Below are 26828 nucleotides of genomic sequence, written 5' to 3'. Positions count from 1 at the left end.
CTATTGAAGCGAACGGTTTTCTTATCTAAAGATAGGCGCTCTATTTGTAGCGGCTATTCTATTTATAACGGCTACTCTATTTGTAACGAATGCCGCGTTCAACTTCTGGATCTTCCATAGTCTTGAAGCGCTTGTGCAGCCACATCCATTGCTCTGGAGCGCGTAAGATAATCTTCTCAAGATAGCGGTTCATGTAGGCAGCGGCGGCTTTCTCATCTTTTTGCGGATAGTGATCTTCGATCGACTCGTCAGCCATGATTTCATACTTGCCGTCGGCATTTCTAAAACCAGAGCCAGGAACAATCGCGCATCGGCTGGTGTAAGCCAGAATACTGGTGCCTGTGGTGGTACACGCATCTTCTACCGCGAAGAAAGGCACAAACACTGCTTTGTTACGACCGTAATCATGATCCGGTAGGTAAAAAAGGATCTCACCCTGACGCAGGATTCGAATCATACGCTTCACGTCTTTACGGTGAATCAGGCGATTGCCGTTCTGAGTACGACCTCTGTATTGAATGAACTCATAAGCTGGATTGTTGTGCGGGCGATAAACGCCTAAACCTGAAATACCGAGAACTGCCATTGCTCGCGCAGTGATCTCTAGGTTCAAGGCATGCACACAACACAACAAAACACCTTTACCGTTGGCTTTGTGCGTACGCAGTGTTTGGGTATCTTTATCTACTAGGATTCGCTTGAAACGCCACGTAGGCCAAAACCAAGTAATCCCAGTTTCGATCAGTGCCATACCGGTGTTCTTAAAGTTCTCACTCACCATTGCAGCGACTTCATCCGCTGGCTTATCGGGAAATGCTAATTCTAAATTGCGTGTCGCCACAGCCACTCGTTTCTTGCCATAACGAGCCCCGAGAGTTCCCAACGATCGACCTAATATTAATAGTAGTCGGTAAGGGAGAACGTTAACGATAAGCGCCAATAACCCAAAACCGAACCATACTCCCCAGTATTTAGGGTGGAGTAACGCCAGAGTAAAAGGCGGCTTAGTAATAACGTGTTGTGCAGTGCTGCTTGTCGGAGAAGTTTTCGTCGTCATAACCATCACTTAAGATTTGATTGCTACTAAATTTGATTGCTACTTAATCTGAGCGCTGAGTAGTGCCCAATAAGCATCAAAGTTTTCTGTTGGTTGATATTTGAAGTCTGAGCGAACAAATCGATTCAAGCTGCCTTCAACCTGGCCTAGCAGTTGAGCGGCTAAGATTTTCTCATCAACTGGGAATGATTTCCCTTCACGAAGCTTTCTTTCACGCAGGATTTGACGAAGTTGCGTCTCAATGCGCTCGAAAAGTTGATTGATGCGGTCGCGTAGGCGTTCATTTTCAAACATTAGAGCATGACCAGACAAAATTCGAGTCAGGCCTGGGTTACGTTCTGAGAAAACTAAGATCAGTTGTAACACTAGGCGTATGCGCTCTAGCGTGTCTTTCTCTTCATCCAGAATACGGTTGATTCGAGACATCAACGCTTCTTCAATGAACTCGATCAGGCCTTCAAACATGCGGGCTTTGCTTGGGAAGTGGCGGTATAACGCAGCTTCAGAAACACCCACTTGCTTGGCCAACTTTACCGTTGTGATACGAGAAGCACCTTCGGTCGATTCCAACATTTGTGCGAGAGCTTGCAGGATTTCTTCACGACGGTTTGATTTTCGAGTACCAGCCATCTATTTACTTCCTTTCCTAAAGATGAGGATTGAGTGAAGAAGGATTATAAACACCATTCAATTCTGTTTCCTAGTTTTGTAAGACCTAGGTCAACAGAATCGAGAGGTGTCAGCAGATTGTCAGAGCTAAATCGTGTATTTATTCGACAATAAGTTGTTGGATCTGATCGAGGATCTGGAAACCAAGGGTGTCTTTGCTATCCAGTGGTAGAGATTTATCACCGCCTTTCCAATAAAGGTGCAGTTCGTTACTACTGCTATTGAAGCCTTGACCTTCGACAGACACATCGTTGGCGCAAATCATGTCGAGGTTCTTTCTTTCTAGTTTGCCGCGGGCGTATTTCTCAACATCTTGAGTTTCTGCAGCGAAGCCTACGGTAAATGGACGGCCTTCCGTCATTAAAGCAACAGAAGCGACAATGTCTGGGTTCTTAACCATTTGAATGGTCATGTCGTCTTTACCATCGACCTTTTTAAGCTTCTGGTCTGCGATGGTCTCAGGGCGATAATCGGCAACCGCCGCGCAGCTGATGAAAATATCGTGCTGAGCCGCATTGGCACTCACGGCATCAAACATCTGTTGTGCGCTGTTTACATCAATTCGATTGACCTTGTTTGGCGTTGCTAATGACACAGGGCCACTGATTAGAGTCACTGTGGCGCCTTGCTTCGCGGCTGCTTCAGCTAATGCATAGCCCATTTTTCCTGAGCTGTGATTCGTAATGTAACGTACAGGGTCTATCGCTTCACGAGTCGGGCCTGCAGTAATAAGCACAGAACGGCCAGCAAGCGGCTTAGGTTGGAAGAAGTCTTCACAACGATGGACCAGTTGCATTGGCTCTAACATGCGCCCCATACCCACATCACCACACGCTTGTTCGCCTGCAGCTGGCCCCCAAATCTCACAACCACGGCGTTTTAGCGTTGCGATGTTCTCTTGAGTGGCAGGGTGGCTGTACATTTGTTGGTTCATGGCCGGAGATACCGCAACTGGCGCATCGGTTGCTAAAACCAAAGTAGTTAGCAAGTCGTTACCCATCCCTGCTGTCATGCGTGCAATAAGGTCAGCGGTTGCAGGTGTTAATAATACTAAATCAGCCCACTTTGCTAGCTCGATGTGTCCCATCGAAGCTTCAGCCGCAGGATCAAGCAAACTATCAGACACTGGCCTTCCCGAGACGGCTTGCATGGTAAGGGGAGTGATGAACTCCTTGGCTGCATTGGTCATGACGACCTGTACCTGCGCCCCACGCTCAATTAGGCGGCGAGTCAGCTCGGCACATTTATAAGCAGCGATACCACCACTAATACCAAGAAGAATTTTTTTCCCTGCTAGGCCTTGTTGGTCAGCGTTACTCAGTGGATTAACCTGTGTTTGCATGATTCTGTTCCTTAATTTTTCTGCGACTTACGATATCAGAACAAAGGATGAGTGCCTAGAAGCAGAACTCGAACAGAGTTGACGCTCATCAAGTTGGTGTTATCAAACTTATCAATTACACGATTTTGCTAGTGACTCGCCGCCTTTTATCTCCATCAAAGGATCTCCGAGTGCAAGCTCATTAAGCTGAGGGGTCGTATTCATGACTAGTGATTAGCTTTTATATGCCAATAGACAAAATGCCTACTGAATCGATGCCGAGAGAAAAGTTATTGAGTCGAGGGCCTGATTCTTTGACTGATGCGGAACTGCTCGCAATATTTCTTAGAACGGGTACACAAGGAATGAACGTTTTAGAACTCGCTGACAAGTTGATCAAGGACTTCGGTTCGCTCCGTCATCTCTTTTCAGCAACACAGGAAGAGTTTTGTGCTCATAAAGGGATGGGGCAGGCCAAGTACGCTCAGCTACAAGCTGTGTTAGAGATGACGCAGCGCTATCTCGCGGAGACTTTATCTAGAGGTGATGCCCTCACTAGCCCGAGTCATACAAAGCTTTATCTTTCGAGCATTTTGCGCGATCGCCAGCGAGAAGCTTTCTATATATTGTTCCTAGATAACCAGAATAGGGTAATAAAAGACGAAGTCATGTTTGAAGGTACCATCGATGCAGCGTCGGTTTACCCGAGAGAAGTAGTAAAACGCGCACTTCATCATAATGCGGCGGCATTAATTTTAGCGCATAACCATCCTTCGGGTGTCGCAGAGCCTAGCCAAGCGGACAGGCGAATCACGCGCCGTTTAACCGATGCATTAGCGCTGGTGGACATCCGAATTCTCGACCATTTTGTTGTTGGAGATGGCGAAGTTATCTCTTTTGCAGAGCGTGGATGGATTTGAATCACATTTTAGGTTGTTAGTTACGTTAAATCTGCTATTATTCCGCCCACATTTTTAGACCTAAAATCAGCTCTGATTACTCAAGCAAGCTGCGCTGCACAAAAAAAGATCACGAAATCCGTAAAAAGGATCTGTTCGGGTCTTGAGCAATGCGTGTCAAGTTAGTATAATGCGCGACCTTTGATAGCCTTGTATGGATTTTCCATAACGGTTTTTACCTTCTATTTTAATTGATAGAGAGGTTCGGCCACCAAGGTTGATATCGAGCTGAAACGATTGGAGAAGACATTCATGTCCCGAGTATGCCAAGTAACTGGTAAGCGTCCAGTAACGGGTAACAACCGTTCACACGCACGCAATGCTACTAAGCGCCGTTTTCTGCCGAACCTACAAACTCATCGTTTCTGGGTAGAGAGCGAAAAACGTTTTGTTAAACTACGTCTAACTGCTAAAGGCATGCGTATCATTGATAAGAAAGGCATCGATGCTGTTCTTGTTGATATCCGTGCACGTGGCGAAAACGTTTAAGAGGAATTAAGCAATGGCTAAAGGCATTCGTGAGAAAATTCGTCTAGTATCTTCTGCAGGTACTGGTCACTTCTACACAACTGATAAGAACAAGCGTAACATGCCAGGCAAATTTGAGATCAAAAAGTTTGATCCAGTAGTTCGCCAACACGTTATGTACAAAGAAGCGAAAATCAAGTAATTGATGCTTTTTTTGCTCTTCTTCAGTAGAAGAAAGAATTGAAAAACCCAGCTTAATCGCTGGGTTTTTTTATATCTAAATTTTGAGTAACTCAATTGTTCTTACTTGATACAGCGCCTAATCGATAGAAACCGCGCAGCATGGAAAGTATTGCCACTTTCACGATATACTGATTGCTCAATAGGTTAGATGAGCAGAATCAGATGAGATACCGTGGACGTAGGTGGAACAACATACTCATGTTGAGCGTGATCGCTTTTATTGGCGTGTTAAACCTTCCAACATTGATCAAAGCTTATCTCATTGAACCTGAGCCCGAATCAGAGCTTAATGTAAGCAGTCCCTACCCTTATCTATTAAATCCTGAATCAGAACTTCAAGCGTTGCACTTTGCTAAGTGGTCAATCGTACAAGAAGATGGTCAGTGGGTTTATCAAATGAAAGATCCCGTGCTAAAACAAGCTGCGAGTGCACAAGAGCTGTCACAGCGCTGGCAACAGCTTGTAGGTACTGAGGTCGATTCACAAACCTATACCGACCTTTCTCCTCAGCTCAATACACCACACACTGTTGAAGTGTGGTATCACGACCAAGAAGAGCCACAACGTATTACCTATTATCAACTGCCTGATTTTTGGTTGTTAAAAAACTGGAATGAACAGTGGTTGGCGGTGTCTATTGAAGAGAGCTACTTGTTTCCAAGCTTTAGCTCGAACAACTCCTCAAAATCGGACGACTAAACTATGCCTGAATTACCCGAAGTCGAAGTAAGCCGTATGGGGATCTCGCCTCATTTAGTCGGCGAGACCATCAAGACTCTTACCTTTCGTACGCCCAAGCTGCGTTGGGATATCCCGCAAGAGCTTAAGTTGTTAGAAGGGCAGGTGATTCGCTCGATCTCGCGTCGTGCTAAATACCTATTGATTGAGACCGATACTGGTACTGCCATTGTTCACCTTGGTATGTCTGGCTCACTGCGCGTATTAGACGCTGACTTTCCAGCAGCCAAACACGATCACGTGGATCTCAAGCTGACTAATGGCAAAGTACTGCGTTATAACGACCCACGTCGCTTTGGAGCGTGGTTATGGTCGGCACCTGATGAAACCCACTCTGTGTTACTTGGTTCTGGTCCAGAGCCGCTAACTGACGACTTCAACGCTGTCTACATCGCTGAAAAGGCAGAAAAGCGCAAAGTTGCGGTCAAACAGTTCATCATGGATAACAAAGTTGTTGTGGGTGTCGGGAATATCTACGCTAATGAAGCCTTGTTCTCTGCAAAAATCCACCCGTTACGATCAGCAAATAAGGTTACCAAAGCCGAATGGATCTTATTAACCGATGAGATCAAGCAAGTCCTTGCGACGGCTATCAAGCAAGGTGGCACCACACTCAAAGACTTCGCCCAAGCAGATGGCAAGCCGGGGTATTTCGCCCAAGAGTTGCAAGTGTATGGGAAAGCGGGTGAAAAGTGCCCAAGCTGTGAAGCTCTGATTCAAGAATTGAAAATAGGGCAAAGAAATACGTTTTTTTGCGAAGAGTGCCAAGTATAAAAAAACTGAACGCGCGTTCACTTTTTACTGCTAGTAGATATAAGTGCTAGTCGCTACAATTACATTAATTATATGAATTGAGAATAGTAGAATGAAATATTTAGTAACTGGCGTTGCTGGTTTTATTGGCTCTGCAGTGTCAGAGCGACTATGTGCGGCAGGACATGAGGTTATTGGTATTGATAACCTAAATGACTACTACGAAGTCTCTCTGAAACATGACCGCCTTAAACGTATCGAACATGAAAACCTTACCTTTATCGAGCTAGATCTTGCTGATAGAGAAGGCATGGCAACGCTGTTTGCTGAACAAAAGTTTGACCGTGTCATTCATTTAGCGGCGCAAGCTGGCGTTCGCTACTCAATTGATAACCCAATGGCGTATGCTGATAGCAACCTTGTTGGTCACTTAGCGATTTTGGAAGGCTGTCGCCATAACAAAGTTGAACACCTAGTTTATGCTTCTTCAAGCTCGGTATATGGCTTGAACCAGAAAATGCCATTTCATACGGCAGACAGTGTTGATCACCCTATTTCTCTGTATGCAGCGACTAAGAAGTCGAATGAGCTAATGGCGCATACCTATTCTCATCTATACGATGTACCGACAACTGGTCTACGCTTCTTTACTGTTTATGGTCCTTGGAGTCGTCCTGATATGGCGATGTTTAAGTTTGCGAACTTAATCGTGGCGGGCAAAGAGATCGATATTTACAACAACGGCGACATGATGCGTGACTTCACTTACATCGATGATATTGTAGAAGGTATTATTCGCGTGCAAGATCGAATTCCAGCAAAACAGCCAGATTGGACTGTAGAACAAGGCTCGCCAGCAACTAGCTCTGCACCATACCGTGTGTTCAACATCGGCCATGGTAGCCCAGTGAAATTAATGGATTACGTTGAAGCATTAGAAACTGCTTTAGGTATTGAAGCGAAGAAAAACTTCATGCCAATACAACCTGGTGATGTGTACGCGACTTATGCTGATACGGAAGATCTGTTTGAAGCTGTTGGCTACAAACCTCAAGTGAAGATCCAAGAAGGCGCAAAAGCATTCGCGGATTGGTATAAGGCTTACTACTCATTGTAAACCCCAATTGCAGTTACAAAAAATAGCGCTCAATGAGCGCTATTTTTTCGGTGTAGGTAAAGAGAATTACTTGACAGTCTTCAGCTTTATCTCGGCTGCCACCTTTTGTGGCACAAACTGGCTAATGTCCCCACCGTGGATGGCCACTTCTCGAACTATTGTCGAAGAGAGAAATGCATACTCCTCTGAAGGGGTTAGAAATACACTCTCAAGCCCCGGCAGAAGTTTGCGGTACATGCTAGTAAGACCAAACTCATATTCAAAATCCATGGTTGTTCTCAAACCGCGCACCAACACATTCGCTTGCTGCTGTTTAGCAAAATCGACCAGTAACCCCGAAAACCCTTCAACAGACACGTTAGGTAAGTGAGACACTGCATCACGTAACAATTCTACTCGTTCGTCTAATTCAAACATGGTTTTTTTACTTGGGCTCGCGGCTACTCCAACAGTGATATGGTCAAACATGCTCGCGGCACGGACGATAATATCGAGGTGGCCATTGGTCACCGGATCAAAAGTTCCTGGATAAATAACGTGTGTGCTCATTTTAGCTGTCCTTGCTTAATGTAGTGTTCGCATTCGGTGCTTTACTAGAGTTTAAGGCCTTATCGAGTTGCTGCTTGACCATATCGAGTGTGATGTCTTTCATCAGGTCATCGCCTTTTGCTCGAGTTCCCCATGGAAGGTCTTTAACCGGTTTCCCTTGTTGCGCCTCTACGTGTTGTTGATAAACACTGACTACGATATCAAGGTCATTGTAGGGTCCTGTTCTTCGAGGATCACTGTGTGCGTATAACCCGATGACTGGTGTTGATTGTGTCGTCGCCAGATGTGCTGGGCCGGTATCTGGTGCGATTACCACGGTCGCATGCTTGAGTACAGCGGTGAGTTGCTTTAGGTTGGTTTGACCGATTAAGTTAATAACTGGAGATTGGCATAGCACTTCGATGTCGTTACCCAGGTTTACTTCTCGTGGAGCAGGAGAGCCGCATAACACCACTTGCATGCCTTGTTCGACAGCATAATCAGCAATAGCGGCATATCGCTCAGTTAACCAATTGCGTGAATCTTTGCTTGCAGCTGGGGAGATAACCAAGGTCGGCTTGTCTGCCATGGTGCTAATTGCGAGTTGTTCATCTTCAGGTGTCAAAGGGATATCCCATTGAGGCTTATCGAAGGGGACACCAATGTAGCGAGCAAATTCGGCAAAGTTATCCAACACATGAAACTTATCTGAAATAGGTAGATGGTGGTTGGTAAAGAGTGACTGCATTTCACGAGTACGGTTTTTGCCAAATCCCACTTTGCACTTCGCCTTTATCCCCCAAGATAGTACGCTGGCTCTGAGTGCGGCTTGCATATGCAGAAGTGCATCAAATTTACGATCAGATAGCTGACGCCATAATTCACGCATTCCTTTGAAGCCTTGTTTCTTATCGAAAACAATCACCTCAATACCGGGTAGATCACCGATCAGCATGGCTTCTATTTTGCCCGTTATCCAAGTGATTTTCGTTTCAGGCCACTGCTTCTGGATGGCTTGAACCACAGAAATAGCATGACAAACATCGCCAATCGCGGATAGACGAAGTATGCAAAGAGATTGAGGTGCAGTTGAGAACAGTGACATAAAGTGCCCGAAAAAAGTGAATAACATCAGAATTATGCAGATACTCGCATTAGTTGTAAAATAGCAATGACGAAAAGCGACCTAAAGGCCTCATAGATGGAAACGATTAACACCAAGAACCAAACAATTTGGTATGACTCTCAACTTTTGGCTCAGGTGCCGGAGGATGAGATGGTTCAGATCTTTGAGGTTGAATATTGGCAGCAACGTGAGGCTATTTCAGGGAGTGCTCAAGGACGCGGTACCACATGGTTCATTCAGCTTGATGGAATACAGGCCGCATTGCGCCATTATCGCCGTGGCGGATTGTTTGGGAAGCTAGTCGAAGACCAATATCGTTTCTCTGATTGGGAAAGCACGCGCTGTGCGATGGAGCTTAATGTTCTCAAGGCATTGGCAAATGCAGGTGTGAATGTACCGAAGCCCATTGCTGCTAGAGCCATTAAAAGCGGACTACTTTATCGAGCGGACTTAATGTCTGAACGAATTCCCAATGCCAAAGATCTGGTTGATGTCTTGATGAATGGCCCGATAGATGCGGATGTTTATCGTCGAATTGGCCAAGAGGTACGCAAGATGCATGATGCCGGGGTGAATCACACTGATCTCAACATTCATAATATCCTGCTTGATGATTCGCAAAAGGTGTGGATTATTGACTTTGACAAGTGTGGTCATCAAGCGGGTGATGACTGGAAAGAGGGCAACTTGAATCGCTTAAAGCGCTCGTTCTTAAAAGAAGTCAACAAGCGCCAGATTCAATGGCAAGAGCAGGATTGGGAACCGTTATTGCAAGGCTACCAAGGTTAGTTGCTGTTAGCTAAGAAGGCCATTAATTAAGAATGTATGCCAAGGTTTTATCCAACGCCCCTCGGTTCTGCTCAACCACTTGATAAGCCGCTAAGCCTCTTTTTTTACGCAAGTCAGGTTGGGTGAACAGCTCTCTGAGTTGGCTTGCAATGTCACTGCTATCTTGACAAATAACCACGGCATTGGCTTCCAGCAGTTTGTCTGTGATCTCGCTGAAGTTAAAGTAGCTAGGACCATTGAGTAAAGGTAACTGCAGTGCCGCAGGCTCTAGAAGATTGTGGCCACCCACTTTATCGCCCACAAGGCTTCCTCCCATAAAGCACACATCAGATCCGCCGAGTAATACCAACATTTCTCCCATCGTATCCGCAATATAAACTTCAATATTAGAGGTGATGGCTTGCTGACTCGTTCGAGTGATAGTCTTGAAGCCGTGATCTTGAGCTAGCTCAGACACTTGATTAAATCGCTCAGGATGACGAGGCACAATCATCAGCAAGGTATTCGGATTGTCTTTAAGGAGCTGTTTATGAGCGTCTAAGACAATTTCATCTTCGCCTTGATGAGTGCTGGCTGCTATCCACACACAGCGTTCAAAGCCAATTTGTTCACGTAACGCTTTGCCTTTTGATACTTGTTCAGCTGAAACTTCAATATCAAACTTGATTGAGCCCGTTACATGCACAGATGTTTTATCTAATCCCAACCTTACAAAACGTTCCGCATCACTAGGGTATTGGCAGAGCACTTGAGAAAGGTTTTTCGCTAGAAGGTTAAACACGGGTTGGAATTTGGCGTAGCGCTGGCACGAGCGTTCAGATAGGCGAGCGTTGAGTACTGAAATAGGAATCCCAGCGTTCGCGACGCAATGCAGCGTGTTTGGCCACAGTTCTGTTTCCATAATCAACATCTGTTTTGGTTTTACTGATTTAAGGAAGCCTCGTAAACACCAAGAGAAATCAATCGGCATGTAGCGGTGCTCGACTAAATCACCAAGCTTGTCTATCTGCTCAGCACCCGTGCTGGTTGTCGTGGTAACAATGATGGCTTGATTTGGGTCTCGCTGCTTCAGTTGCTTGATGATCGGTACGGCGGCAATCGATTCACCCACCGATACTGCGTGAATCCAGATAGGATTCTTACCTTGAATTTGCGGCGTCATACCGAAATGTTCTTTCCAGCGCTTACCGAAACTTGGCTTTCCAGGTTTGCTCTTATAAAGCCCATAGAGGAACAGTGGAGAGGCCAATGACAATATAAGAGTGTATATAAGTCGTATAAGCATAAGAACAGTGACACCAGAGGGTAAAATCAGTAATCAGAAGAGTATTTTCTTCAATCTCGAAAGTAAAGAGCGTTATAATTAAATGCTTAGTTGCGCTTTCAAACGGAAATGGTGAACTCTATCTCATCGCTTATGCAAACCGATCAATCCTATCGTTTCTTGCTCTATGTCGAGCAAAACTATTCATTTGCTATCCTTCGTCCATTTTATAACTACGCGAAGCAACTTGGCCATGAGGTTAAGTGGTTGCTCGTTGGTGAAGACGCTTCCGAACATCTTTTATTAGAGCAAGAGAAGAGCGTCTCTTTGACAGAAGCTATTGCCTATAATCCTTCGGCTGTTTTAGTGCCGGGGGATCGCGTTCCTGCGTTTATCCCTGGGTTGAAGGTGCAAGTATTTCATGGTTTGAATGAGAGTAAACGAGGGAACTTATACCCTGAACGTGGTCTATTTGATTTGTATTGCACCGAAGGCCATGAAAGAACAAGCTCGCTTGAGCCGCTAGCTAAGCAGCGCGGCTATTTTCAAGTTAAAGAGACCGGGTGGCTGAAGCTCGATAGCTTGTTTAATTATCAAGCTAGTGAGAACCGTCATGAGAGACCTCAAATTCTGTTCGCTTCCACTTTTTCGCCAAGCTTATCGTGTGCAGAGTTGGTTTATGAAGAGCTTAAGCGCCTCAGTCAACTGAGTCAGTGGCAATGGTTAGTGACTCTTCATCCGAAAATGAATCAAGAGACGAGAGCGAAATATCAAGCACTGGAAGGGGATAACCTTCTCTTTTTCGATAATGATCGAGTGATTGAAATGCAACATCGTGCTGATGTTATGGTGTGTGACAACTCATCGATATTTCAGGAATTCTTGTTGCTCAATAAGCCTGTTGTCACGGTAAATAATCGAGACCCTCAAGCAAGCTTTATTAACATTACTCAAGCCGAGCAATTAGAGTCAGCAATTAAGCAAGCAATGCGACCTGATGAAGAAAGAGATAACGCTATCGCTCATTACGGACCGTCAATAACACCATATTTAGATGGGCAATCCTCAGCGAGAGTTCTGAGTGCTATTACTGATGTGCTAGAAAGCGGCTGGCAAGATAACAAGCCAAAAAATTGGATTCGTAACTTTAAAATCCGTAAATCATTAAACTATTGGAAATTCTAGGGCTGAATAATGAGAAAACATACCCTGTCTGTCATTGTTATTACCAAGAATGAAGAAGACCGAATTGAAACTTGCCTTAAATCTGTTGTTGATATTGCCGATGAACTGATTGTTTTAGACAGTGGCTCAACAGATGCAACCGTTGAAATATGCCAAAAATATACAGATAACGTGACAATCACAGATTGGCCTGGCTTTGGTAAGCAAAAACAGCGAGCGCTAGATAAAGCGACATGTGATTGGGTGCTATCAATTGATGCTGACGAAGCTCTCGATAAAGAGATGAGCGACGCTCTTGTTGAACTATTAAAACAAGATCAAATCAAACACACTGCGTACAAACTGCCTTGGGGAGTGACGCTTTATGGCACGACTCTAAAACATGGCCGCAGTGCGCGTGCAGTATTAAGACTGTTTAAGAGAGAAGGTTCTCGTTATACGCTTGATGAAGTTCATGAGACGGTCGTTCCAGAGCAAGGTTCTACAGGGATATTGAAGGGTTTTCTTCTTCATTACACGCATCGTGATTATGGTCATGGTTTAGATAAAGCGGCGCAATATGCTTGGCTTGGTTCTCAAAAATACCATCGTAAAGGTAAGAAATCATACGGCTTATTCCTCGCTCTACTACGAGCTATATGGACGTTCTTCTTAGTCTATATTATCCGCCGTGGCTTTATGGATGGCAGTGTCGGCTTCATTATGGCGATGACTTACGCTCAAGTGAATTTCAATAAATATGTCGGTTTGTGGATTCTTGAAAATCGCTCAGAAGACCGTTCAACAGATTAAGCCAAATAGGAACCGATAGATGAAGATTTTAGTTTGTGCTTCTTACTTACATGCATGGAACAGTTTGCGTCCAGAAGCTGCGATTTTTATCGAGCTAGCTCGTCAAGGGCATCAAGTGACGATTATGACTCAGGGAGAATCTGAGCACGTATCTAAGCTAGAAGAGCACGGTATCCGAGTAGTCGATGGTTACCCAAAGCGTAAAATTTGTTTTGATACAATTAAAAAGATCCGTCATGAGTTAAGAACGCATAATTACGACATCTGCTATGCTTTTAACTCTAAGACAATCCCCAATGCAGCGTTTGCGTGTATTGGTTTTGACGTTAAGTTGGTCGTTTATCGAGGTACAACTGGTGGGCTGTATCGACATGACCCAAGCGCTTACCTAACTCAGCTCCATCCTCGTGTAGACGGTATTGTGTGTGTGTCTGAAGCAGTGCGACAGGATGTAGTGAAGCGTGTTTGGAAGAACAAAGATAACGTTGTTACCATATACAAAGGGCATGAATTGGATTGGTACAAGGTACCACCAACTGAGCGTTCTGAATTTGGTTTGAGTGAAGAGGATGTTGTTGCGATTACTGCAGCGCACGTAAGGCCAAGTAAAGGTATTTCCGTTTTGCTTGAAGCGACCAAATACATTTCGGCCCCCAACTTCCACCTGATTTTAGCTGGTAGTGGTTATGAGCCTCACTTTGATGAGATGAAAGCTAGCCCTATGAGTGAGCGAATTCATTACATAGGTCACCGGACCGATATCCCTTCAATTATGTGTATGGCTGACTTTCAAGTTCAGCCATCGATCAGCGGAGAAGGGCTACCACGCACGATTGTCGAAGCGATGGCAAATGGCACAACCTCAGTAGTGACAACTACTGGGGGCGCTCCTGAACTCGTTGTCGATGGCGAGACTGGCTATATCGTCCCTACGGGAGACGCAAAAGCGCTGGGTGAGGCTATGGACAAGCTCGCACAAGACAAGGCCAAGTGCACAGCCATGAGTGAAGCGGCTAAGAAGCGCCTAGATGAAAGCTTTAGTTCCCGAGTGACAGTGAAGAAGCACCTGGAATTTTTTGAGAAGTTGCTAGCCAGTTAAAGTAGCTAGATATCAATTTGGAATTCAAGCACCTAAGTTTAAAACTTAGAGAAATAGAAATATATTAGAGTAGTTCAGTATGCTAAATAACAAGACAGTATTAATTACAGGTGGCACAGGGTCGTTTGGTAAGCAATTTATCAAAACAATTCTTGAACGATACCAAGACGTAAAGAAGATCATTATCTTTTCTCGTGATGAACTGAAGCAGTTTGAAATCAAGCAGCAATATCCTCACAAGGATTTTCCACAATTACGCTTCTTTATCGGCGATGTTCGTGATCGTAACCGTATGATTCAAGCGTGTGAAGATGTTGATGTTATTATCCACGCCGCTGCGATCAAACAAGTTGATACTGCTGAGTACAACCCAACGGAATGTATTCGCACCAATATTGATGGCGCAGAGAATGTGATTAGTGCGGCTCTTGCGTGTGGTGTAAAAGATGTCGTTGCCCTCTCGACTGATAAAGCATGTGCACCAATTAATTTATATGGCGCTACAAAACTCGCTTCAGATAAGCTTTTTGCCGCTGCGAACAATATTAAAGGATCTAAAGACATTCGTTTCAGTGTCGTACGTTACGGCAATGTGATGGGCTCTCGTGGTTCGGTTATTCCATTCTTTATGCAGAAAAAAGAAGAAGGTGTGCTGCCAATTACACACGAAGAGATGACACGTTTTAATATTTCTCTTCAAGATGGCGTGAATATGGTGATGTACGCTCTAGAGAACCATCTCGGTGGTGAGATATTCGTACCAAAAATCCCATCATATAAAATCTTAGATATCGCAGAAGCGATTGCTCCAGGAATCGAAACAAAAGTAGTTGGTATCCGCCCTGGTGAAAAACTTCATGAAGAAATGATTACTGATACTGATTCTCTCAATACAATTGATTTAGGTCGTTATTACGCGATCCTTCCTTCTGTCTCTTTCACATACACAGAAGATGAGTACATGAATCACCATAAGGCTGAAAAAGTGCCTTTTGGTTTTAAATACAATTCAGGCACTAATACAGAGTGGGAAACGATTGAAGGTCTACGTGACCTAATTAAAGAACATGTTGATCCTAAATTTACAGTGTGAGTAGAACAGTGATTCCATACGGTAAGCAAGATATCAATCAGCAAGACATTGATAAAGTCATTGATGTCCTTAAATCTGACTTTTTAACTCAGGGCCCACAAGTTCCTGCGTTTGAAAAAGCCTTAACAGAACATACTGGTGCTCAGTATGCGTTAGCAGTGAATAGTGCAACCTCCGCTCTGCATATCGCTTGCCTCGCTTTAGATTTGGGCGAAGGTGACTGGTTGTGGACAACGCCAGTGACTTTTGTCGCATCTGCAAACTGTGGTCTTTACTGTGGTGCTAAAGTTGATTTCGTTGATATTGATTCAGCAACTTACAACATGTGCCCTAAAAAGCTAGAGCAAAAGCTTATCGCAGCTAAAGCTAATGGAAAATTACCAAAAGTTGTCGTTCCTGTTCATTTGTGTGGTCAGCCTTGTGATATGGAATCTATTGCTAAATTAGCGAAAGAGTACCGCTTTAAAGTCATTGAAGATGCGTCTCATGCTATTGGTGGTAAATATCACGACAAACCCGTTGGTAACGGTGAATATTCTGATATTACTGTTTTCAGTTTTCACCCAGTGAAAATTGTGACAACAGCGGAAGGTGGGGCGGCGTTAACCAATCAGAAAGAACTGGCTGATAAAATGGCTCTATTACGTAGTCATGGCATCACTCGTGACTCTGAAATGATGACGGAAGTTTCTCATGGCGGTTGGTACTACCAACAGGTTGATTTAGGTTTCAACTACCGCATGACAGAACTTCAAGCGGCATTGGGTGTCACGCAAATGCAGCGTCTTGATGAATTTGTTGCAGCGCGGCATATGTTGTCTAAGCGTTATAATCAAATGTTATCTGAATTACCTTTAGTACTTCCTTATCAACTCGAAAACACGTACTCAGGTCTACATTTATTCGTAATTCGTTTGAAGTTGGATGAGGTATCATTAACTCATAAACAAGTTTTTGATGCACTGCGTGAAAATGGTATCGGTGTTAATTTGCATTACATTCCTGTTCATACTCAGCCATATTACCAAGCTATGGGCTTTACTGAAGGGGATTTCCCTGAGTCAGAACGCTATTATCAGGAAGCAATCTCACTGCCAATGTTCCACGGTATGACGGAAGAACAACAAAATACCGTTGTTCGTGTAGTAACCGAAATTTTGACAGGTAAATAATGAACGTTGCTATTATTCCTGCTCGTGGTGGCAGCAAGCGTATTCCTCGTAAAAATATAAAGCACTTTCATGGCAAGCCTATGATCGCTTACTCAATCGAAGCTGCACTTGTTTCGGATTGTTTTGATAAGGTTATTGTCTCTACTGATGATGCGGAGATAGCTGAGGTAGCCAAGAAATATGGTGCTGAAGTACCATTTTTACGCCCTGCTAACATCTCTGATGATTATGCAACGACAATGGATGTGATGCACCACGCCATTACTTGGTGCATTGATAATGGTTGGACTGTAGATGCGGTTTGTTGTTTATACGCGACTGCTCCCTTTGTAAAACCGGAATATCTTAAACAAGGTTTTGATAAGTTAAATAAAGGCTTATTTGAGTTTGTTTTTAGTGTCGCGACTTTTCCATTTCCGATTCAAAGAGCGATCAAAATTTCATCAGGAGGAGAGGTGTCAATGTTTTCTCCTGAAAATGAACAAGTCCGCTCTCAAGATCTAGAAGAAGCCTATCATGATGCTGGTCAGTTCTATTGGGGAAAGACCGATTCTTTCTTAGAGAAAAAAGCAATATTCTCGCATCATTCTAGTGTCGTTTTGTTACCTAGAAGTAGAGTTCAAGATATTGACACTAATGAAGATTGGGATTTGGCTGAGGCATTATACTCAGTTTTAAAATAATTAGGTTTTTATGAGAGTTATCTTTAGAGCGGATGCTTCAGTTTGGGTTGGTAGTGGTCATATCATGCGCTGTTTAGTACTTGCAGATGCATTGAAAAGCCTCGGTCATACAATCTTTTTTGCATGTTTGCCACAGCCAGGCGACATGATCTCATACATTGAAGAGCGTGGCTTTCAGGTAATAAAGTTAAATCCGCCTAAGGAACTTAAGGAGCCTAAGCATGATGCCGATTATGAGGCTTGGCTGCAAAGACCAAGTTTTGAGGATGCGCTAGACTTTATCCAAATGGTAGGCAGTGCTGATTTAGTGGTAACGGATCATTATGCTATTAGCAACAAGTGGCAACAGCTTGTTAGGCAATCAATGAGCTGCTTTTTAGTCGCTATTGATGACTTGGTTCGAGAGCATGATGCTGATTTAATTGTCGATCAAACCCTTGGACGTAAGCCTGTTGAATACTCAGGTTCTGCTCGAGCTTTAGTGGGAAGTGAGTATGCGATATTAGCCCCAAAGTTTGCTTCATTGAGAGAGCTCGCTTACATGCGGGTACTCCCTGAAACTAGACCTAAAGTTCTCATATCTATGGGGGGAATAGACAACCCCAATGCAACTTTAAACTCATTGAAAAGTCTTGTTGGTAAAGTCTGTGCTGATTTTACGGTGTTGCTAAGCCCTAGAGCACCACATTATCAGCAGGTTAAGTCATGGTGCGACTTACACACTAATGTTCAGCATCAAGATTTTGAAGCCGATATGGCTGATTTAATGCTTAAACATGATATAGCGATTGGAGCTCCAGGAACGACAAGTTGGGAGCGAGCTTGTCTTGGCCTACCTAGCATATTAATACCATTAGCCGCTAACCAAAAAACGATTTGCGCTCAATTACTTATGCATAAAGCCATTATGAAAGTGTCTTTGGAAAATATTGAATCTCAGCTATTAGTTACCTATCAACAGGCAATGAGTCAATGGCATGAGCTATTTATGTCGAATCTAAAATTGTGTGATGGTCTAGGCACCAGAAGGTTAGTCCTAGAAATTCAGCAGCTTATTGAACCAAATGATCATTCGAATTTACAGCTTGTATTTGCAACTCATGAGGATATCAAAACAGTTTATGATTGGCAGTGCCACCCTAAGACCCGTGAATTTGCATTGAATACTGATATTCCTACATGGGAAGGTCACCAAAGCTGGATGAAGCGAAAGCTAGCCAAAACCACTGACTTTTTTTACCTTGTTGAAGATAAGACAACAGGAAAAAAATTAGGTGTATTGCGATTAGATAAAACTGAATCTAAGAATTATCTAGTATCAATCTTTGTTGCTCCTGAAGCTTACGGTTTAGGAGTCGCAACTGCTGCATTAAAAATGGCTGATGTTATCCATCCAGATCTGACATTACATGCAACTGTATTAGAATGTAATAAAGCTTCTCAGAAGCTGTTCAAAAAAGCGAACTACATACAGCAAAATTCTGAGACGTTTATTCGTAACCCAATTTAATGAGATTCTGATGAAACCATATATTTCAATTGACGGTCGAAACATAGGCCCTGACTACGCTCCTTATATTATTGCTGAATTATCAGCAAATCATAATGGTGACATTAATCGCGCTTTCCAGATTATGGAAGAGGCGAAGAAGGCTGGAGCGGATGCGATCAAGCTTCAAACCTACACTCATGAAACCATTACAATGGACTGTGATTCTGAAGAGTTTCAGATCCATGGTGGTTTATGGGATGGTCAAACCTTGTATGAGCTTTATAAAGGTGCTCATATGCCTTGGAGATGGCATAAGCCTTTGTTTGAAAAAGCAAAAGATTTAGGTATCACTATATTCAGCTCGCCTTTCGACTTTACGGCTGTGGATTTACTTGAAGAGCTAGATGCTCCTGCCTATAAGATCGCATCGTTTGAAGTAGTTGACTTACCGCTGATTAAACGCGTTGCTCAGACTGGTAAGCCAATGATTATCTCAACCGGTATGGCGAATGAAGAAGAGATTGCTGAAGCCATTAAAACTGCGAAAGATAACGGGTGCCAAGAGTTGGTAGTACTGCATTGCGTTAGTGGTTATCCTGCGCCAGCTGACCAATATAATCTTAAGACGATTGCTGACATCGCGGAACGATTTGAAGTTTTATCGGGTCTTTCTGATCACACTATTGACAATGCAACGGCTGTGGCTTCTGTAACATTAGGGGCGTGTTTGATCGAAAAACACGTGACTATGGATCGTAATGGTGGTGGAGCGGATGATAGTTTTTCTCTCGAACCTCATGAGCTTACTGCGCTTTGTAAAGATACAAAAACAGCATGGCAAGCAATGGGGCAAGTCAATTACGAAAGAACGGAAGCTGAAAAAGGAAACGTGAAATTCCGTCGCTCTTTATATGTGGTAAAAGACATAGCAGCAGGTGAATTGTTGACTCCTGAAAACATTCGGAGTATCAGACCTGGTTTTGGTTTGCCACCAAAATACTATGAAGAAGTTCTAGGAAAAAAAGCTCTAACTAAGATAAATTCAGGAACTCCTTTATCCTTGAATTTATTTATATAGTTAGATGTTAGATAGCTGTAGAGATATTAAATCTTGAAGGCTATCTTGTTTTTTTTCTAATTCAACTAGTATATTTGCAAAGTTATGAATTTTTCTGTCTGGAATTAATTTATACGTTTTACAATACTCTTCCATCCCCATGCCGGCTGAAGAGTTAATTGATATTATGTTAACCTTATCTGTACTAGATAGTAGATAAAGTTCCAAAGGTAATTTATTAGATAAAAATGTCACACCTTGCTCTTTGAAAGAAAAATAATCTGACTCGCTTTCCTTTGGGTGCAATTTTAAAATTGGAGTGAAACCTTTACGTCTACTCTCTAATATTAATCTATTATAAATGTCATAAAAGAACCCATTGTCTTTAAGCTTACCTTTTAATTTGTTAAATATGGGTTGTGTGGCGATGATCAATGTTTTATTGTCGAAATTATTAGTACTGTCAAATTTAAAACATTGTTGAATTTTTGATATTTTTGCTTTATCTTTTGATAAAACAAGTCTTCTTCCTTTGTGTTGTACTGATTTTGGTAACTTTTCTGGGTGTACCACATAAATGTGGTCACATTGCTTTCTTTCACCAAATACGTAATGCTTAGGCGGTTGATTTGATAGCAAACGAAATAATTGCTTGGGCTTGTCATCAATCTGGTGCTTAACGTAATTCCCCATTCCATCTTCTATCATTGAGTAAGATTTAACTAGAAGGCGAAATAACCTAGACATCTTATTATTGTCATTGAATAAGAATAGTTTATTTATCCCGACCTTTAAGTCTACGTTGTTATTGCTTTCATATATTGAAGACACCAATATTTTTTTTAATGGTTCTGGTATTGACCAACCACGAAGAGAGCAAAATAAAATATATTTACCAATGTATCCAATCTTCTTTATATGATTAACTAACGATTCCCTATTCATTAACACTAACTCTATTTTTGTAGGAAGTTGATCTGTGTCTATGTCTTTAGGATCTACATCTTGATAATCATAGAAATAAATTATGGTCGACGGATTAATCTCATCTTGTGCTTTATATAAGCTAAGTAATAAGTGCCTTACCGTCGAGCAGACATAAATATCTTTATGTGTTGAGTTCATGATTTACTTCTACTCAGTTTGAATTTTATGTTATGTAGGTGACGTTGGATGGTTTCGTTTAAATTGAACCACTCACGTTTGCACTTTTTGAATATACTTCTATTCGTAGTTCGTTTAGCATAACCTATTTCAGAATCAAACTTAGGGTCATTCGTTAAGCAGGGTACCGCAGTGCCGTAGCACTCGACTTCGTTTTGCCAGAACCGATCCATGTAAATATCTACAGCCATGTACCATTCTTTTGAGTGGAGAAGAAGTTTTTTAGCGGCTGAAGGCCTCAAGAAGTAGGCTGTTGTACTCATATGCCCTTTAGTGAACTTATGAATACTCGTCGATTTAGCTTTGAACGCTTCGTAAGAGTCATATTTACGTCGCTTATTTTTGAACAGTCTCACACACTCTACAGTTTCAGGTATGTCATTAATATCTTGTACGAAGTTAAGGAGTGCCTCTTTAAATATAAGAGCATCATCTTCGATTACGATTATTGGTTGGTTGAGTTCTACACACTTTTCCCAGAGTAAGAAATGACTTGCGTAACAACCTAGTTGACCAGCATTAAGTGTTTTTGCCCGGTATGTTTGGCTCAGGTCATCATTATAGTGTTTAAGTAGCGGATGAGGAGGAGATGTTCTGCCGTCCACGGCAGAAAATAATTCAAAAGGAAGAGATAGTTCATCTAGTTGACGACTAATGTTCTCTTTTCTCTCGATGGAAGATTCTAAATTTATCACGAAGATTTTAGTCATTGGCAACTCTCTTACATCTTGAGCAAATAGGGACTAGAAATAATAGATATAACATTAGTGGTTGAGGGTGATTAAAAGGAACATCGGTTAATCCAGCTACGAAAAATAGGCAAACCAAACCAATTGCTAGATACTTATCAGTTGAGTTTAGATGCTTCAATGTCATTAATGGGTAGATTAGAAACCCCAGTGTGAGTATTAGACCAATAATACCAGCTTTAACCATCTTATTAATGAATTGATTATGGTAATGATGTGAAGCAAGTCGATAAGTAGTCTTAGATATTTCTTTTTTTTCCCGCTTTTCTTTTAATAACTGTGGCGTCTCACTCCCATAACCGAGTATTGGTCTTTTTTCAATTAATTGAGGAGCTAGTTGCCATAGTTGCAATCTTTGACCAATAGAAGTTTTATAATTGCCCGATTGAATTTGTTGTATCTCATAGACAGTTCGTTCATATCTTTCTGTGATTCTTTCTTTAAATAAGTAAGAACCAAAAGCAAATGATAATGTAGTGATGAAAAGTATAGAGATTAATTGTTTTTTTGTTGGAGCCTTTTGTACACATTTGATGAGGCAAATAATAAAAAGACTTATTGTTAAGGCTAACCAAACTCCTCTAGTTTCGCTGGAAATTATAGGAGGTAAAGATAGTAAGAATGCTGTTGAAAGCATCGCTTTTTCTTTTGTTTTTGAGGCTTCGATTAACAAAGAAAATGCCACTACGGATAGAAGAGCACATGCTGTTGCGTATGGTATGGGATTTATATAGCCAGCATCGCGAGATACTCCCATGTAAAAATTAAAATAGATGCTATTGATACATACAACAAAACTACCGATCAAAACTACCCATTGAATTACTTTTTGAGTAAGCATTTGATATGGGAAAGCTATAAGAAAAAGAGTAACGCCAATCAGTGACCTCAGTTCTCTAGAGCTTGCTCCATGATAATAGTAACTAAATACTGTATATATACATGAAATGCCAATTAACCACACAAACGGGTTCTGTATGTTATTTAATATAGTTTCTTTTTTAAATACTAATATACTGACGATGATACTAATCAAAAATAGTGGGATCATTTTCTTATCACCACTATCTAAAACTAACATGCCTGTAACAGCAAAAAAGTAAGGTAATAGTAAGAGTGCTGTATAAATCTGCTTTCTGTTAATAATATTCATACTGTTGAATTTAATGCTAACTATTATAAGGATTTGTATTACTATCAGGACGAGTCTTAAGCAGCCTTAAGATCCACATATATTGTTCAGGGTTCTTGCTCACGTAATTTTCAATGCATTGATTCATCATACGTGCGTCGTCTTCTTCGCTTCCTGTCGGGAATGGAAGGGCAGGGTAAAAATCCAACGTGTATTGACCAGTATTGCTATCGTATTGAGCAAACAGAGGAACAATTTTAGCTTTGCTCAGTTTAGATAATCGACCAAGCCCTGAAATAGTTGCTTTTTGTGTAGCAAAAAAATCAACGAAGACGCTGTGCTCGCGACCAAGATCTTCATCCGGAAGGTAATAACCTAGGTAACCATCTCTAACGGATTTGATGAAAGGTTTTATACCACCACTGCGATCATAAACACGACCGCCGTATTGCACTCGCTGTCTGTGCATCAACCAGTCACTGAGTTTGTTTTTCTGGGCTTTTGCCATCGCAGATACTGGAAGGTCACGTGATGCGAGTAATACTGCTGGGATGTCGATAGCCCACGTGTGTGGTACTAACAAGATAACATTCTCGCCACTGTCTGTAATATCGGTTAGGTTGCTCAGGCCGTTAATCGAAGTGTTATTCTCTAGCCAAGTTTTACTCTTGAGTGTCAGTGAAGCAAATCCCATCAAAAATGAGATGGAAGTAACGTATGACTGATAGAGAGTGTCTTCGCGCTCTTCGATAGATTGCTCAGGGAAACACATCTCAAGGTTTACACGAGCTCGGCGGTTAGCCTTATTCTTAATTTTTACAGCTTGCTTAGCCATAAACTTAGCGAGTGCTAAACGAATGCTATTAGGCAAGAAGCAGACTAAAGACGATAACAAAACAGCAATCCAAGTTCCCCAGTATTTAGGTGCTAGAAAACCCCATTCAAACTCAGGGTTGTAAGCTTTTGGATCAAAATCATTGCGTTGTGTGGTCATTCATTCACTACATTATTTAAATCAGAGAGTTCACTTAATATCGGTCACTCTGGGAATGATTATATTCGTTAGACATTCCCAATAATACACGCTAAAAGTAGGGTGTATTATTGGTCCTAATCTGAAATATACCGTTAAGCGTTTACGATCTTCATGTACTCAGCAACGCCATCGGCTACTGCTTTAAACTCAATATCGCAACCTGTATTGCGAAGCTTGGTTAAGTCAGCTTGAGTAAACTCTTGGTAAGCACCTTTTAAATGTTCAGGGAAAGGAATTGTTTCGATTTCGCCTTTACCGTGATGCCTAATTACCGCTTTGGCGACTTCTTCAAAAGACTCTGCGTTACCTGTACCTAGGTTGAAGATGCCTGAAACACCGTTTTCTAGGAACCAGAGGTTTACTGCTGCTACATCACCCACATATACAAAATCACGCTTGAAGGTTTCGCTACCTGCGAACAATTTCGGGTTTTCACCGGCATTCATTTGGTTGTTTAGGTGGAAAGCGACAGAGGCCATGCTGCCTTTGTGTTGCTCGCGTGGACCATAAACATTGAAGTAACGAAACCCTACGATTTGTGGAAGCGTTTCGTTATGCGCTGCTGCATCAGCCGTTAGGCGACGAACGTAGTTATCAAATTGTTGCTTTGAGTAGCCGTAGACATTCAATGCACCTTCGTATTCTTGCTCTTCAATGAAAGTATCGGTTTCACCATAAGTCGCAGCTGAAGAGGCATACAAGAAAGGAATTTCACGCTCAACACAGTAATGAAGTAGCTCTTTTGAGTATTCATAGTTGTTGAGCATCATGTATTTGCCATCCCACTCCGTGGTAGCAGAGCATGCCCCTTCATGGAAGATGGCTTCAATATGACCGAAATCATCACCAGCCATAACCTGAGTTAGAAAATCATCACGATCCATGTAATCCGTGATGTCTAGGTCTACAAGGTTCTTAAATTTCTTACCATCTTTTAAGTTGTCGACGACTAGAATATCGTTGTGGCCCGCTTCATTAAGCGCCTTAACAATATTGCTGCCAATCATGCCAGCACCACCCGTTACGATAATCATAATTTTCTAACTCTTTTGAATACAAAACTGTCACGAGTATAGCAAGGAATGGATAAAGCGGGCTAGTGGAATAATTCCCCAACCAGAGTATGATACGGCAAGCTAAGTTATAAATTATGTTGAGTTAATTACTCAAAACTATAGGTATTATCATGAAGATTGCAGTAGCCGGTACTGGGTATGTGGGTCTATCAAACGCAATGCTGTTAGCACAACATCATGAAGTAGTCGCGGTAGATATCATCGATGAAAAAGTGACAATGCTGAATAATAAGCAGTCACCGATTGTAGATAATGAGATTGAGCACTTTCTATCAAATAAGGTGCTGAATTTCAGGGCGACAACAGATAAAGCAGCTTACAAAAACGCTGAATTTGTCATTATTGCTACTCCAACCGATTATGATCCAAAAAATAATTATTTTGATACCAGCTCTGTAGAATCGGTCATTAAAGACGTCATGGATATCAATCCAAATGCTGTCATGGTGATCAAATCAACGGTCCCTGTTGGTTATACTGAGCGCGTTAAGCAAGAACTGAACTGTGAAAACGTCATGTTTTCCCCTGAGTTTTTGCGCGAAGGCAAAGCCCTTTACGATAACCTACACCCATCGCGAATTATCGTTGGTGAGTGTTCTGAACGCGCTAAAGTGTTTGCGAATCTGCTGGTTGAAGGCGCAGAAAAAGAGAGCATCGATGTTTTGTTTACTAACTCAACAGAAGCAGAAGCAGTAAAACTGTTCTCAAATACCTACCTAGCGATGCGAGTTTCTTATTTCAATGAGCTTGATTCTTACGCGGAAGCGCATGGTTTGGATTCTCGTCAGATCATTGAAGGTGTGGGCTTAGACCCTCGAATTGGCAATCATTACAACAACCCTTCATTTGGTTACGGTGGTTACTGCTTACCAAAAGACACCAAGCAACTATTAGCAAACTATCAAGATGTACCAAACAACATTGTGGGTGCGATTGTTGACGCTAACCGTACCCGAAAAGACTTCATTGCGGATTCAATTATTAAGCGCTCGCCTAAAATTGTCGGTATTTATCGTTTGATCATGAAGGCGGGCTCTGACAATTTCCGTGCTTCTTCCATCCAAGGGATCATGAAGCGTTTAAAAGCCAAAGGCATCGAAGTCGTCGTGTATGAACCGGTATTGGAAGAAGAGCATTTCTTTAACTCTAAAGTCTATTCTGACCTAGAAGAGTTCAAAGCCGTATCGGATGTGATTGTATCTAACAGAATGGTAGAAGAAATCGCAGACGTAGCAGATAAGGTGTACACACGAGACCTGTTTGGCAGCGATTAATGACAGCTGTGATTGATCAAAGGTGTGACGGTTGAAGGTGAATTTTAGCGTTTGCTAATTCGACCAGATGTTAACAGCTCGATCTATCCGTTTAGTGGCGATATACTGAACCACTAAACGGATAGGGATACTAATAACTAATGAAAACACGTGACAAGATTGTTTACGCTGCTCTAGAGCTTTTTAACGAGCATGGTGAGCGTAGTATTACGACCAATCATATTGCTGAGCATATCGAGATTAGTCCTGGTAACCTCTACTACCACTTTCGTAACAAGCAGGAAATTGTCCGTGATATCTTTACCCTTTATTCTACCGAATTACTTGAAAGGTTCACGCCGATCCAAGGTCAGAAAGAAAGCCTCACGCTATTAAAACATTATTTAGATTCGATATTCACTCTGATGTGGAAGTACCGCTTCTTCTATGCAAACCTTCCTGAAATCTTGTCTCGTGATGAGCAGCTTCATCTTGATTACATGGCTGTGCAAGAAAGGCTGCAAACCAACCTTGTCGACATCATGAGAGCTTTTGTTGAGTTAAACTTGCTGAAAGCGACAGATTCAGAGATGAAGTCGATGGTGACTTCTCTTCACTTGATCGCATCGGGTTGGTTAGCGTACCAGTCTGCGATGTCTCCAAAAGCGCAAATAACAGAGCAAGTTGTTCATAAAGGAATGTTGCAGATGATCGCCACCGTTAAACCGATTGCGACAGATCAAGGTTTTGAGCAGCTGACATTATTGGAAGATGGTGTGAGGGCGTTGAACTCTAAATAGAAAGAGACGAGTA

At 42.3% G+C, this 26828-nt stretch carries 28 protein-coding genes; 17 read left to right on the top strand and 11 right to left on the bottom strand.

Annotated elements, in window-relative coordinates:
- Positions 1-76: 76 nt before the first annotated feature.
- The 3 genes from L1D22_RS06570 to coaBC form a co-directional block, all read right to left on the bottom strand.
- A complete protein-coding gene (locus L1D22_RS06570) occupies positions 77-1057 on the bottom strand; it encodes a Kdo(2)-lipid IV(A) acyltransferase (RefSeq protein WP_239829132.1) in 981 nt (326 codons plus the stop codon).
- Positions 1058-1096: 39 nt separating this feature from the next.
- Complete coding sequence (slmA, locus tag L1D22_RS06565) at positions 1097-1687, bottom strand: nucleoid occlusion factor SlmA (RefSeq protein WP_004741428.1); 591 nt, start codon at positions 1685-1687, stop codon at positions 1097-1099.
- Between the two features lie 139 nt (positions 1688-1826).
- Positions 1827-3068: a bifunctional phosphopantothenoylcysteine decarboxylase/phosphopantothenate--cysteine ligase CoaBC gene (gene coaBC / locus L1D22_RS06560; protein WP_239829131.1), complete on the bottom strand. Its 1242-nt coding sequence runs from the start codon at positions 3066-3068 to the stop codon at positions 1827-1829.
- Positions 3069-3292: 224 nt separating this feature from the next.
- On the opposite strand from coaBC, the gene radC reads away from it, so the two are divergent.
- From radC to L1D22_RS06530, 6 genes are all read left to right on the top strand, one after another.
- Entirely contained in the window at positions 3293-3967 is a 675-nt protein-coding gene (radC, locus tag L1D22_RS06555; RefSeq protein ID WP_239829130.1) for a DNA repair protein RadC, read from the top strand.
- A 291-nt stretch (positions 3968-4258) separates the two neighbouring features.
- The gene (rpmB, locus tag L1D22_RS06550) at positions 4259-4495 is read left to right on the top strand and encodes a 50S ribosomal protein L28 (RefSeq protein WP_004728407.1); all 237 of its coding nucleotides are present in this window, start codon (positions 4259-4261) and stop codon (positions 4493-4495) included.
- A gap of 13 nt (positions 4496-4508) precedes the next feature.
- Positions 4509-4676, top strand: a complete 168-nt coding sequence (gene rpmG, locus L1D22_RS06545; protein WP_002535344.1) for a 50S ribosomal protein L33 — start codon at positions 4509-4511, stop codon at positions 4674-4676.
- Positions 4677-4879: 203 nt separating this feature from the next.
- Positions 4880-5416, top strand: a complete 537-nt coding sequence (locus L1D22_RS06540) for a hypothetical protein (protein ID WP_239829129.1) — start codon at positions 4880-4882, stop codon at positions 5414-5416.
- A gap of 3 nt (positions 5417-5419) precedes the next feature.
- Complete coding sequence (gene mutM / locus L1D22_RS06535; protein ID WP_239829128.1) at positions 5420-6229, top strand: bifunctional DNA-formamidopyrimidine glycosylase/DNA-(apurinic or apyrimidinic site) lyase; 810 nt, start codon at positions 5420-5422, stop codon at positions 6227-6229.
- 91 nt (positions 6230-6320) lie between these two features.
- Entirely contained in the window at positions 6321-7325 is a 1005-nt protein-coding gene (locus L1D22_RS06530; RefSeq protein ID WP_239829127.1) for an NAD-dependent epimerase, read from the top strand.
- A 66-nt stretch (positions 7326-7391) separates the two neighbouring features.
- Here L1D22_RS06530 and coaD read toward each other — a convergent pair whose 3' ends face one another.
- Together coaD and L1D22_RS06520 are read right to left on the bottom strand one after the other, a co-directional pair.
- Entirely contained in the window at positions 7392-7874 is a 483-nt protein-coding gene (gene coaD / locus L1D22_RS06525) for a pantetheine-phosphate adenylyltransferase (protein WP_239829126.1), read from the bottom strand.
- Position 7875: 1 nt separating this feature from the next.
- Positions 7876-8958: a glycosyltransferase family 9 protein gene (locus L1D22_RS06520; RefSeq protein WP_239829125.1), complete on the bottom strand. Its 1083-nt coding sequence runs from the start codon at positions 8956-8958 to the stop codon at positions 7876-7878.
- Positions 8959-9054: 96 nt separating this feature from the next.
- On the opposite strand from L1D22_RS06520, the gene L1D22_RS06515 reads away from it, so the two are divergent.
- Entirely contained in the window at positions 9055-9768 is a 714-nt protein-coding gene (locus tag L1D22_RS06515) for a 3-deoxy-D-manno-octulosonic acid kinase (RefSeq protein WP_239829124.1), read from the top strand.
- Positions 9769-9790: 22 nt separating this feature from the next.
- Here L1D22_RS06515 and waaA read toward each other — a convergent pair whose 3' ends face one another.
- Positions 9791-11053 carry a lipid IV(A) 3-deoxy-D-manno-octulosonic acid transferase gene (gene waaA / locus L1D22_RS06510; protein ID WP_239829123.1) on the bottom strand — a complete coding sequence of 421 codons (1263 nt, stop codon included), beginning with the start codon at positions 11051-11053 and terminating at the stop codon, positions 9791-9793.
- A gap of 132 nt (positions 11054-11185) precedes the next feature.
- Here waaA and L1D22_RS06505 point away from each other — a divergent pair, with 132 nt between their 5' ends.
- The 8 genes from L1D22_RS06505 to pseI all read left to right on the top strand — a co-directional run bounded on the left by L1D22_RS06505 (position 11186) and on the right by pseI (position 19626).
- Positions 11186-12217 carry a UDP-N-acetylglucosamine 2-epimerase gene (locus L1D22_RS06505; RefSeq protein ID WP_239829198.1) on the top strand — a complete coding sequence of 344 codons (1032 nt, stop codon included), beginning with the start codon at positions 11186-11188 and terminating at the stop codon, positions 12215-12217.
- 9 nt (positions 12218-12226) lie between these two features.
- Positions 12227-13009 (top strand): glycosyltransferase family 2 protein, encoded by a 783-nt coding sequence (locus L1D22_RS06500; RefSeq protein ID WP_239829122.1) that lies wholly within the window; start codon positions 12227-12229, stop codon positions 13007-13009.
- 19 nt (positions 13010-13028) lie between these two features.
- On the top strand, positions 13029-14108 hold the full coding sequence (locus L1D22_RS06495; protein WP_239829121.1) for a glycosyltransferase family 4 protein: 1080 nt from the start codon (positions 13029-13031) through the stop codon (positions 14106-14108).
- Between the two features lie 79 nt (positions 14109-14187).
- Positions 14188-15201 carry a UDP-N-acetylglucosamine 4,6-dehydratase (inverting) gene (pseB, locus tag L1D22_RS06490; RefSeq protein WP_239829120.1) on the top strand — a complete coding sequence of 338 codons (1014 nt, stop codon included), beginning with the start codon at positions 14188-14190 and terminating at the stop codon, positions 15199-15201.
- Positions 15198-16373: a UDP-4-amino-4,6-dideoxy-N-acetyl-beta-L-altrosamine transaminase gene (pseC, locus tag L1D22_RS06485; protein ID WP_239829119.1), complete on the top strand. Its 1176-nt coding sequence runs from the start codon at positions 15198-15200 to the stop codon at positions 16371-16373. The genes pseB and pseC overlap by 4 nt, the downstream gene beginning before the upstream one ends.
- Entirely contained in the window at positions 16373-17056 is a 684-nt protein-coding gene (gene pseF / locus L1D22_RS06480) for a pseudaminic acid cytidylyltransferase (protein WP_239829118.1), read from the top strand. The genes pseC and pseF overlap by 1 nt, the downstream gene beginning before the upstream one ends.
- Positions 17057-17066: 10 nt before the next feature.
- Complete coding sequence (gene pseG / locus L1D22_RS06475; protein WP_239829117.1) at positions 17067-18566, top strand: UDP-2,4-diacetamido-2,4,6-trideoxy-beta-L-altropyranose hydrolase; 1500 nt, start codon at positions 17067-17069, stop codon at positions 18564-18566.
- Between the two features lie 10 nt (positions 18567-18576).
- On the top strand, positions 18577-19626 hold the full coding sequence (gene pseI, locus L1D22_RS06470; protein ID WP_239829116.1) for a pseudaminic acid synthase: 1050 nt from the start codon (positions 18577-18579) through the stop codon (positions 19624-19626).
- Here the strand turns inward: pseI and L1D22_RS06465 are convergent, their stop codons facing one another.
- From L1D22_RS06465 to rfaD, 5 genes are all read right to left on the bottom strand, one after another.
- On the bottom strand, positions 19627-20730 hold the full coding sequence (locus L1D22_RS06465) for an alpha-2,8-polysialyltransferase family protein (protein WP_239829115.1): 1104 nt from the start codon (positions 20728-20730) through the stop codon (positions 19627-19629). It lies immediately after the preceding gene.
- On the bottom strand, positions 20727-21479 hold the full coding sequence (locus L1D22_RS06460; protein ID WP_239829114.1) for a glycosyltransferase family 25 protein: 753 nt from the start codon (positions 21477-21479) through the stop codon (positions 20727-20729). The genes L1D22_RS06465 and L1D22_RS06460 overlap by 4 nt, the downstream gene beginning before the upstream one ends.
- Complete coding sequence (locus L1D22_RS06455; protein WP_239829113.1) at positions 21472-22671, bottom strand: O-antigen ligase family protein; 1200 nt, start codon at positions 22669-22671, stop codon at positions 21472-21474. The genes L1D22_RS06460 and L1D22_RS06455 overlap by 8 nt, the downstream gene beginning before the upstream one ends.
- 16 nt (positions 22672-22687) lie before the next feature.
- Positions 22688-23644 (bottom strand): lauroyl-Kdo(2)-lipid IV(A) myristoyltransferase, encoded by a 957-nt coding sequence (gene lpxM, locus L1D22_RS06450; protein ID WP_239829112.1) that lies wholly within the window; start codon positions 23642-23644, stop codon positions 22688-22690.
- 134 nt (positions 23645-23778) lie between these two features.
- On the bottom strand, positions 23779-24720 hold the full coding sequence (gene rfaD / locus L1D22_RS06445; RefSeq protein WP_239829111.1) for an ADP-glyceromanno-heptose 6-epimerase: 942 nt from the start codon (positions 24718-24720) through the stop codon (positions 23779-23781).
- Between the two features lie 152 nt (positions 24721-24872).
- On the opposite strand from rfaD, the gene L1D22_RS06440 reads away from it, so the two are divergent.
- Positions 24873-26036, top strand: a complete 1164-nt coding sequence (locus L1D22_RS06440) for a nucleotide sugar dehydrogenase (protein WP_239829110.1) — start codon at positions 24873-24875, stop codon at positions 26034-26036.
- A 140-nt stretch (positions 26037-26176) separates the two neighbouring features.
- Complete coding sequence (locus L1D22_RS06435) at positions 26177-26815, top strand: TetR/AcrR family transcriptional regulator (RefSeq protein WP_239829109.1); 639 nt, start codon at positions 26177-26179, stop codon at positions 26813-26815.
- Positions 26816-26828 lie beyond the last annotated feature (13 nt).

The organism is Vibrio sp. Isolate34 (genome assembly GCF_022397915.1).
In the GTDB taxonomy this organism is placed as follows: Bacteria; Pseudomonadota; Gammaproteobacteria; order Enterobacterales; family Vibrionaceae; genus Vibrio.
Note: the sequence above shows the minus strand (reverse complement) of the source record. Positions and strands in the feature narration are given on the sequence as shown.

Coding starts and splice junctions, on each gene's coding strand:
- L1D22_RS06570 (WP_239829132.1), bottom strand. CDS start 1,057: ATGACGACGAAAACTTCTCCGACAAGCAGCACTGCACAACACGTTATT.
- slmA (WP_004741428.1), bottom strand. CDS start 1,687: ATGGCTGGTACTCGAAAATCAAACCGTCGTGAAGAAATCCTGCAAGCT.
- coaBC (WP_239829131.1), bottom strand. CDS start 3,068: ATGCAAACACAGGTTAATCCACTGAGTAACGCTGACCAACAAGGCCTA.
- radC (WP_239829130.1), top strand. CDS start 3,293: ATGCCAATAGACAAAATGCCTACTGAATCGATGCCGAGAGAAAAGTTA.
- rpmB (WP_004728407.1), top strand. CDS start 4,259: ATGTCCCGAGTATGCCAAGTAACTGGTAAGCGTCCAGTAACGGGTAAC.
- rpmG (WP_002535344.1), top strand. CDS start 4,509: ATGGCTAAAGGCATTCGTGAGAAAATTCGTCTAGTATCTTCTGCAGGT.
- L1D22_RS06540 (WP_239829129.1), top strand. CDS start 4,880: ATGAGATACCGTGGACGTAGGTGGAACAACATACTCATGTTGAGCGTG.
- mutM (WP_239829128.1), top strand. CDS start 5,420: ATGCCTGAATTACCCGAAGTCGAAGTAAGCCGTATGGGGATCTCGCCT.
- L1D22_RS06530 (WP_239829127.1), top strand. CDS start 6,321: ATGAAATATTTAGTAACTGGCGTTGCTGGTTTTATTGGCTCTGCAGTG.
- coaD (WP_239829126.1), bottom strand. CDS start 7,874: ATGAGCACACACGTTATTTATCCAGGAACTTTTGATCCGGTGACCAAT.
- L1D22_RS06520 (WP_239829125.1), bottom strand. CDS start 8,958: ATGTCACTGTTCTCAACTGCACCTCAATCTCTTTGCATACTTCGTCTA.
- L1D22_RS06515 (WP_239829124.1), top strand. CDS start 9,055: ATGGAAACGATTAACACCAAGAACCAAACAATTTGGTATGACTCTCAA.
- waaA (WP_239829123.1), bottom strand. CDS start 11,053: ATGCTTATACGACTTATATACACTCTTATATTGTCATTGGCCTCTCCA.
- L1D22_RS06505 (WP_239829198.1), top strand. CDS start 11,186: ATGCAAACCGATCAATCCTATCGTTTCTTGCTCTATGTCGAGCAAAAC.
- L1D22_RS06500 (WP_239829122.1), top strand. CDS start 12,227: ATGAGAAAACATACCCTGTCTGTCATTGTTATTACCAAGAATGAAGAA.
- L1D22_RS06495 (WP_239829121.1), top strand. CDS start 13,029: ATGAAGATTTTAGTTTGTGCTTCTTACTTACATGCATGGAACAGTTTG.
- pseB (WP_239829120.1), top strand. CDS start 14,188: ATGCTAAATAACAAGACAGTATTAATTACAGGTGGCACAGGGTCGTTT.
- pseF (WP_239829118.1), top strand. CDS start 16,373: ATGAACGTTGCTATTATTCCTGCTCGTGGTGGCAGCAAGCGTATTCCT.
- pseG (WP_239829117.1), top strand. CDS start 17,067: ATGAGAGTTATCTTTAGAGCGGATGCTTCAGTTTGGGTTGGTAGTGGT.
- pseI (WP_239829116.1), top strand. CDS start 18,577: ATGAAACCATATATTTCAATTGACGGTCGAAACATAGGCCCTGACTAC.
- L1D22_RS06465 (WP_239829115.1), bottom strand. CDS start 20,730: ATGAACTCAACACATAAAGATATTTATGTCTGCTCGACGGTAAGGCAC.
- L1D22_RS06460 (WP_239829114.1), bottom strand. CDS start 21,479: ATGACTAAAATCTTCGTGATAAATTTAGAATCTTCCATCGAGAGAAAA.
- L1D22_RS06455 (WP_239829113.1), bottom strand. CDS start 22,671: ATGAATATTATTAACAGAAAGCAGATTTATACAGCACTCTTACTATTA.
- lpxM (WP_239829112.1), bottom strand. CDS start 23,644: ATGACCACACAACGCAATGATTTTGATCCAAAAGCTTACAACCCTGAG.
- rfaD (WP_239829111.1), bottom strand. CDS start 24,720: ATGATTATCGTAACGGGTGGTGCTGGCATGATTGGCAGCAATATTGTT.
- L1D22_RS06440 (WP_239829110.1), top strand. CDS start 24,873: ATGAAGATTGCAGTAGCCGGTACTGGGTATGTGGGTCTATCAAACGCA.
- L1D22_RS06435 (WP_239829109.1), top strand. CDS start 26,177: ATGAAAACACGTGACAAGATTGTTTACGCTGCTCTAGAGCTTTTTAAC.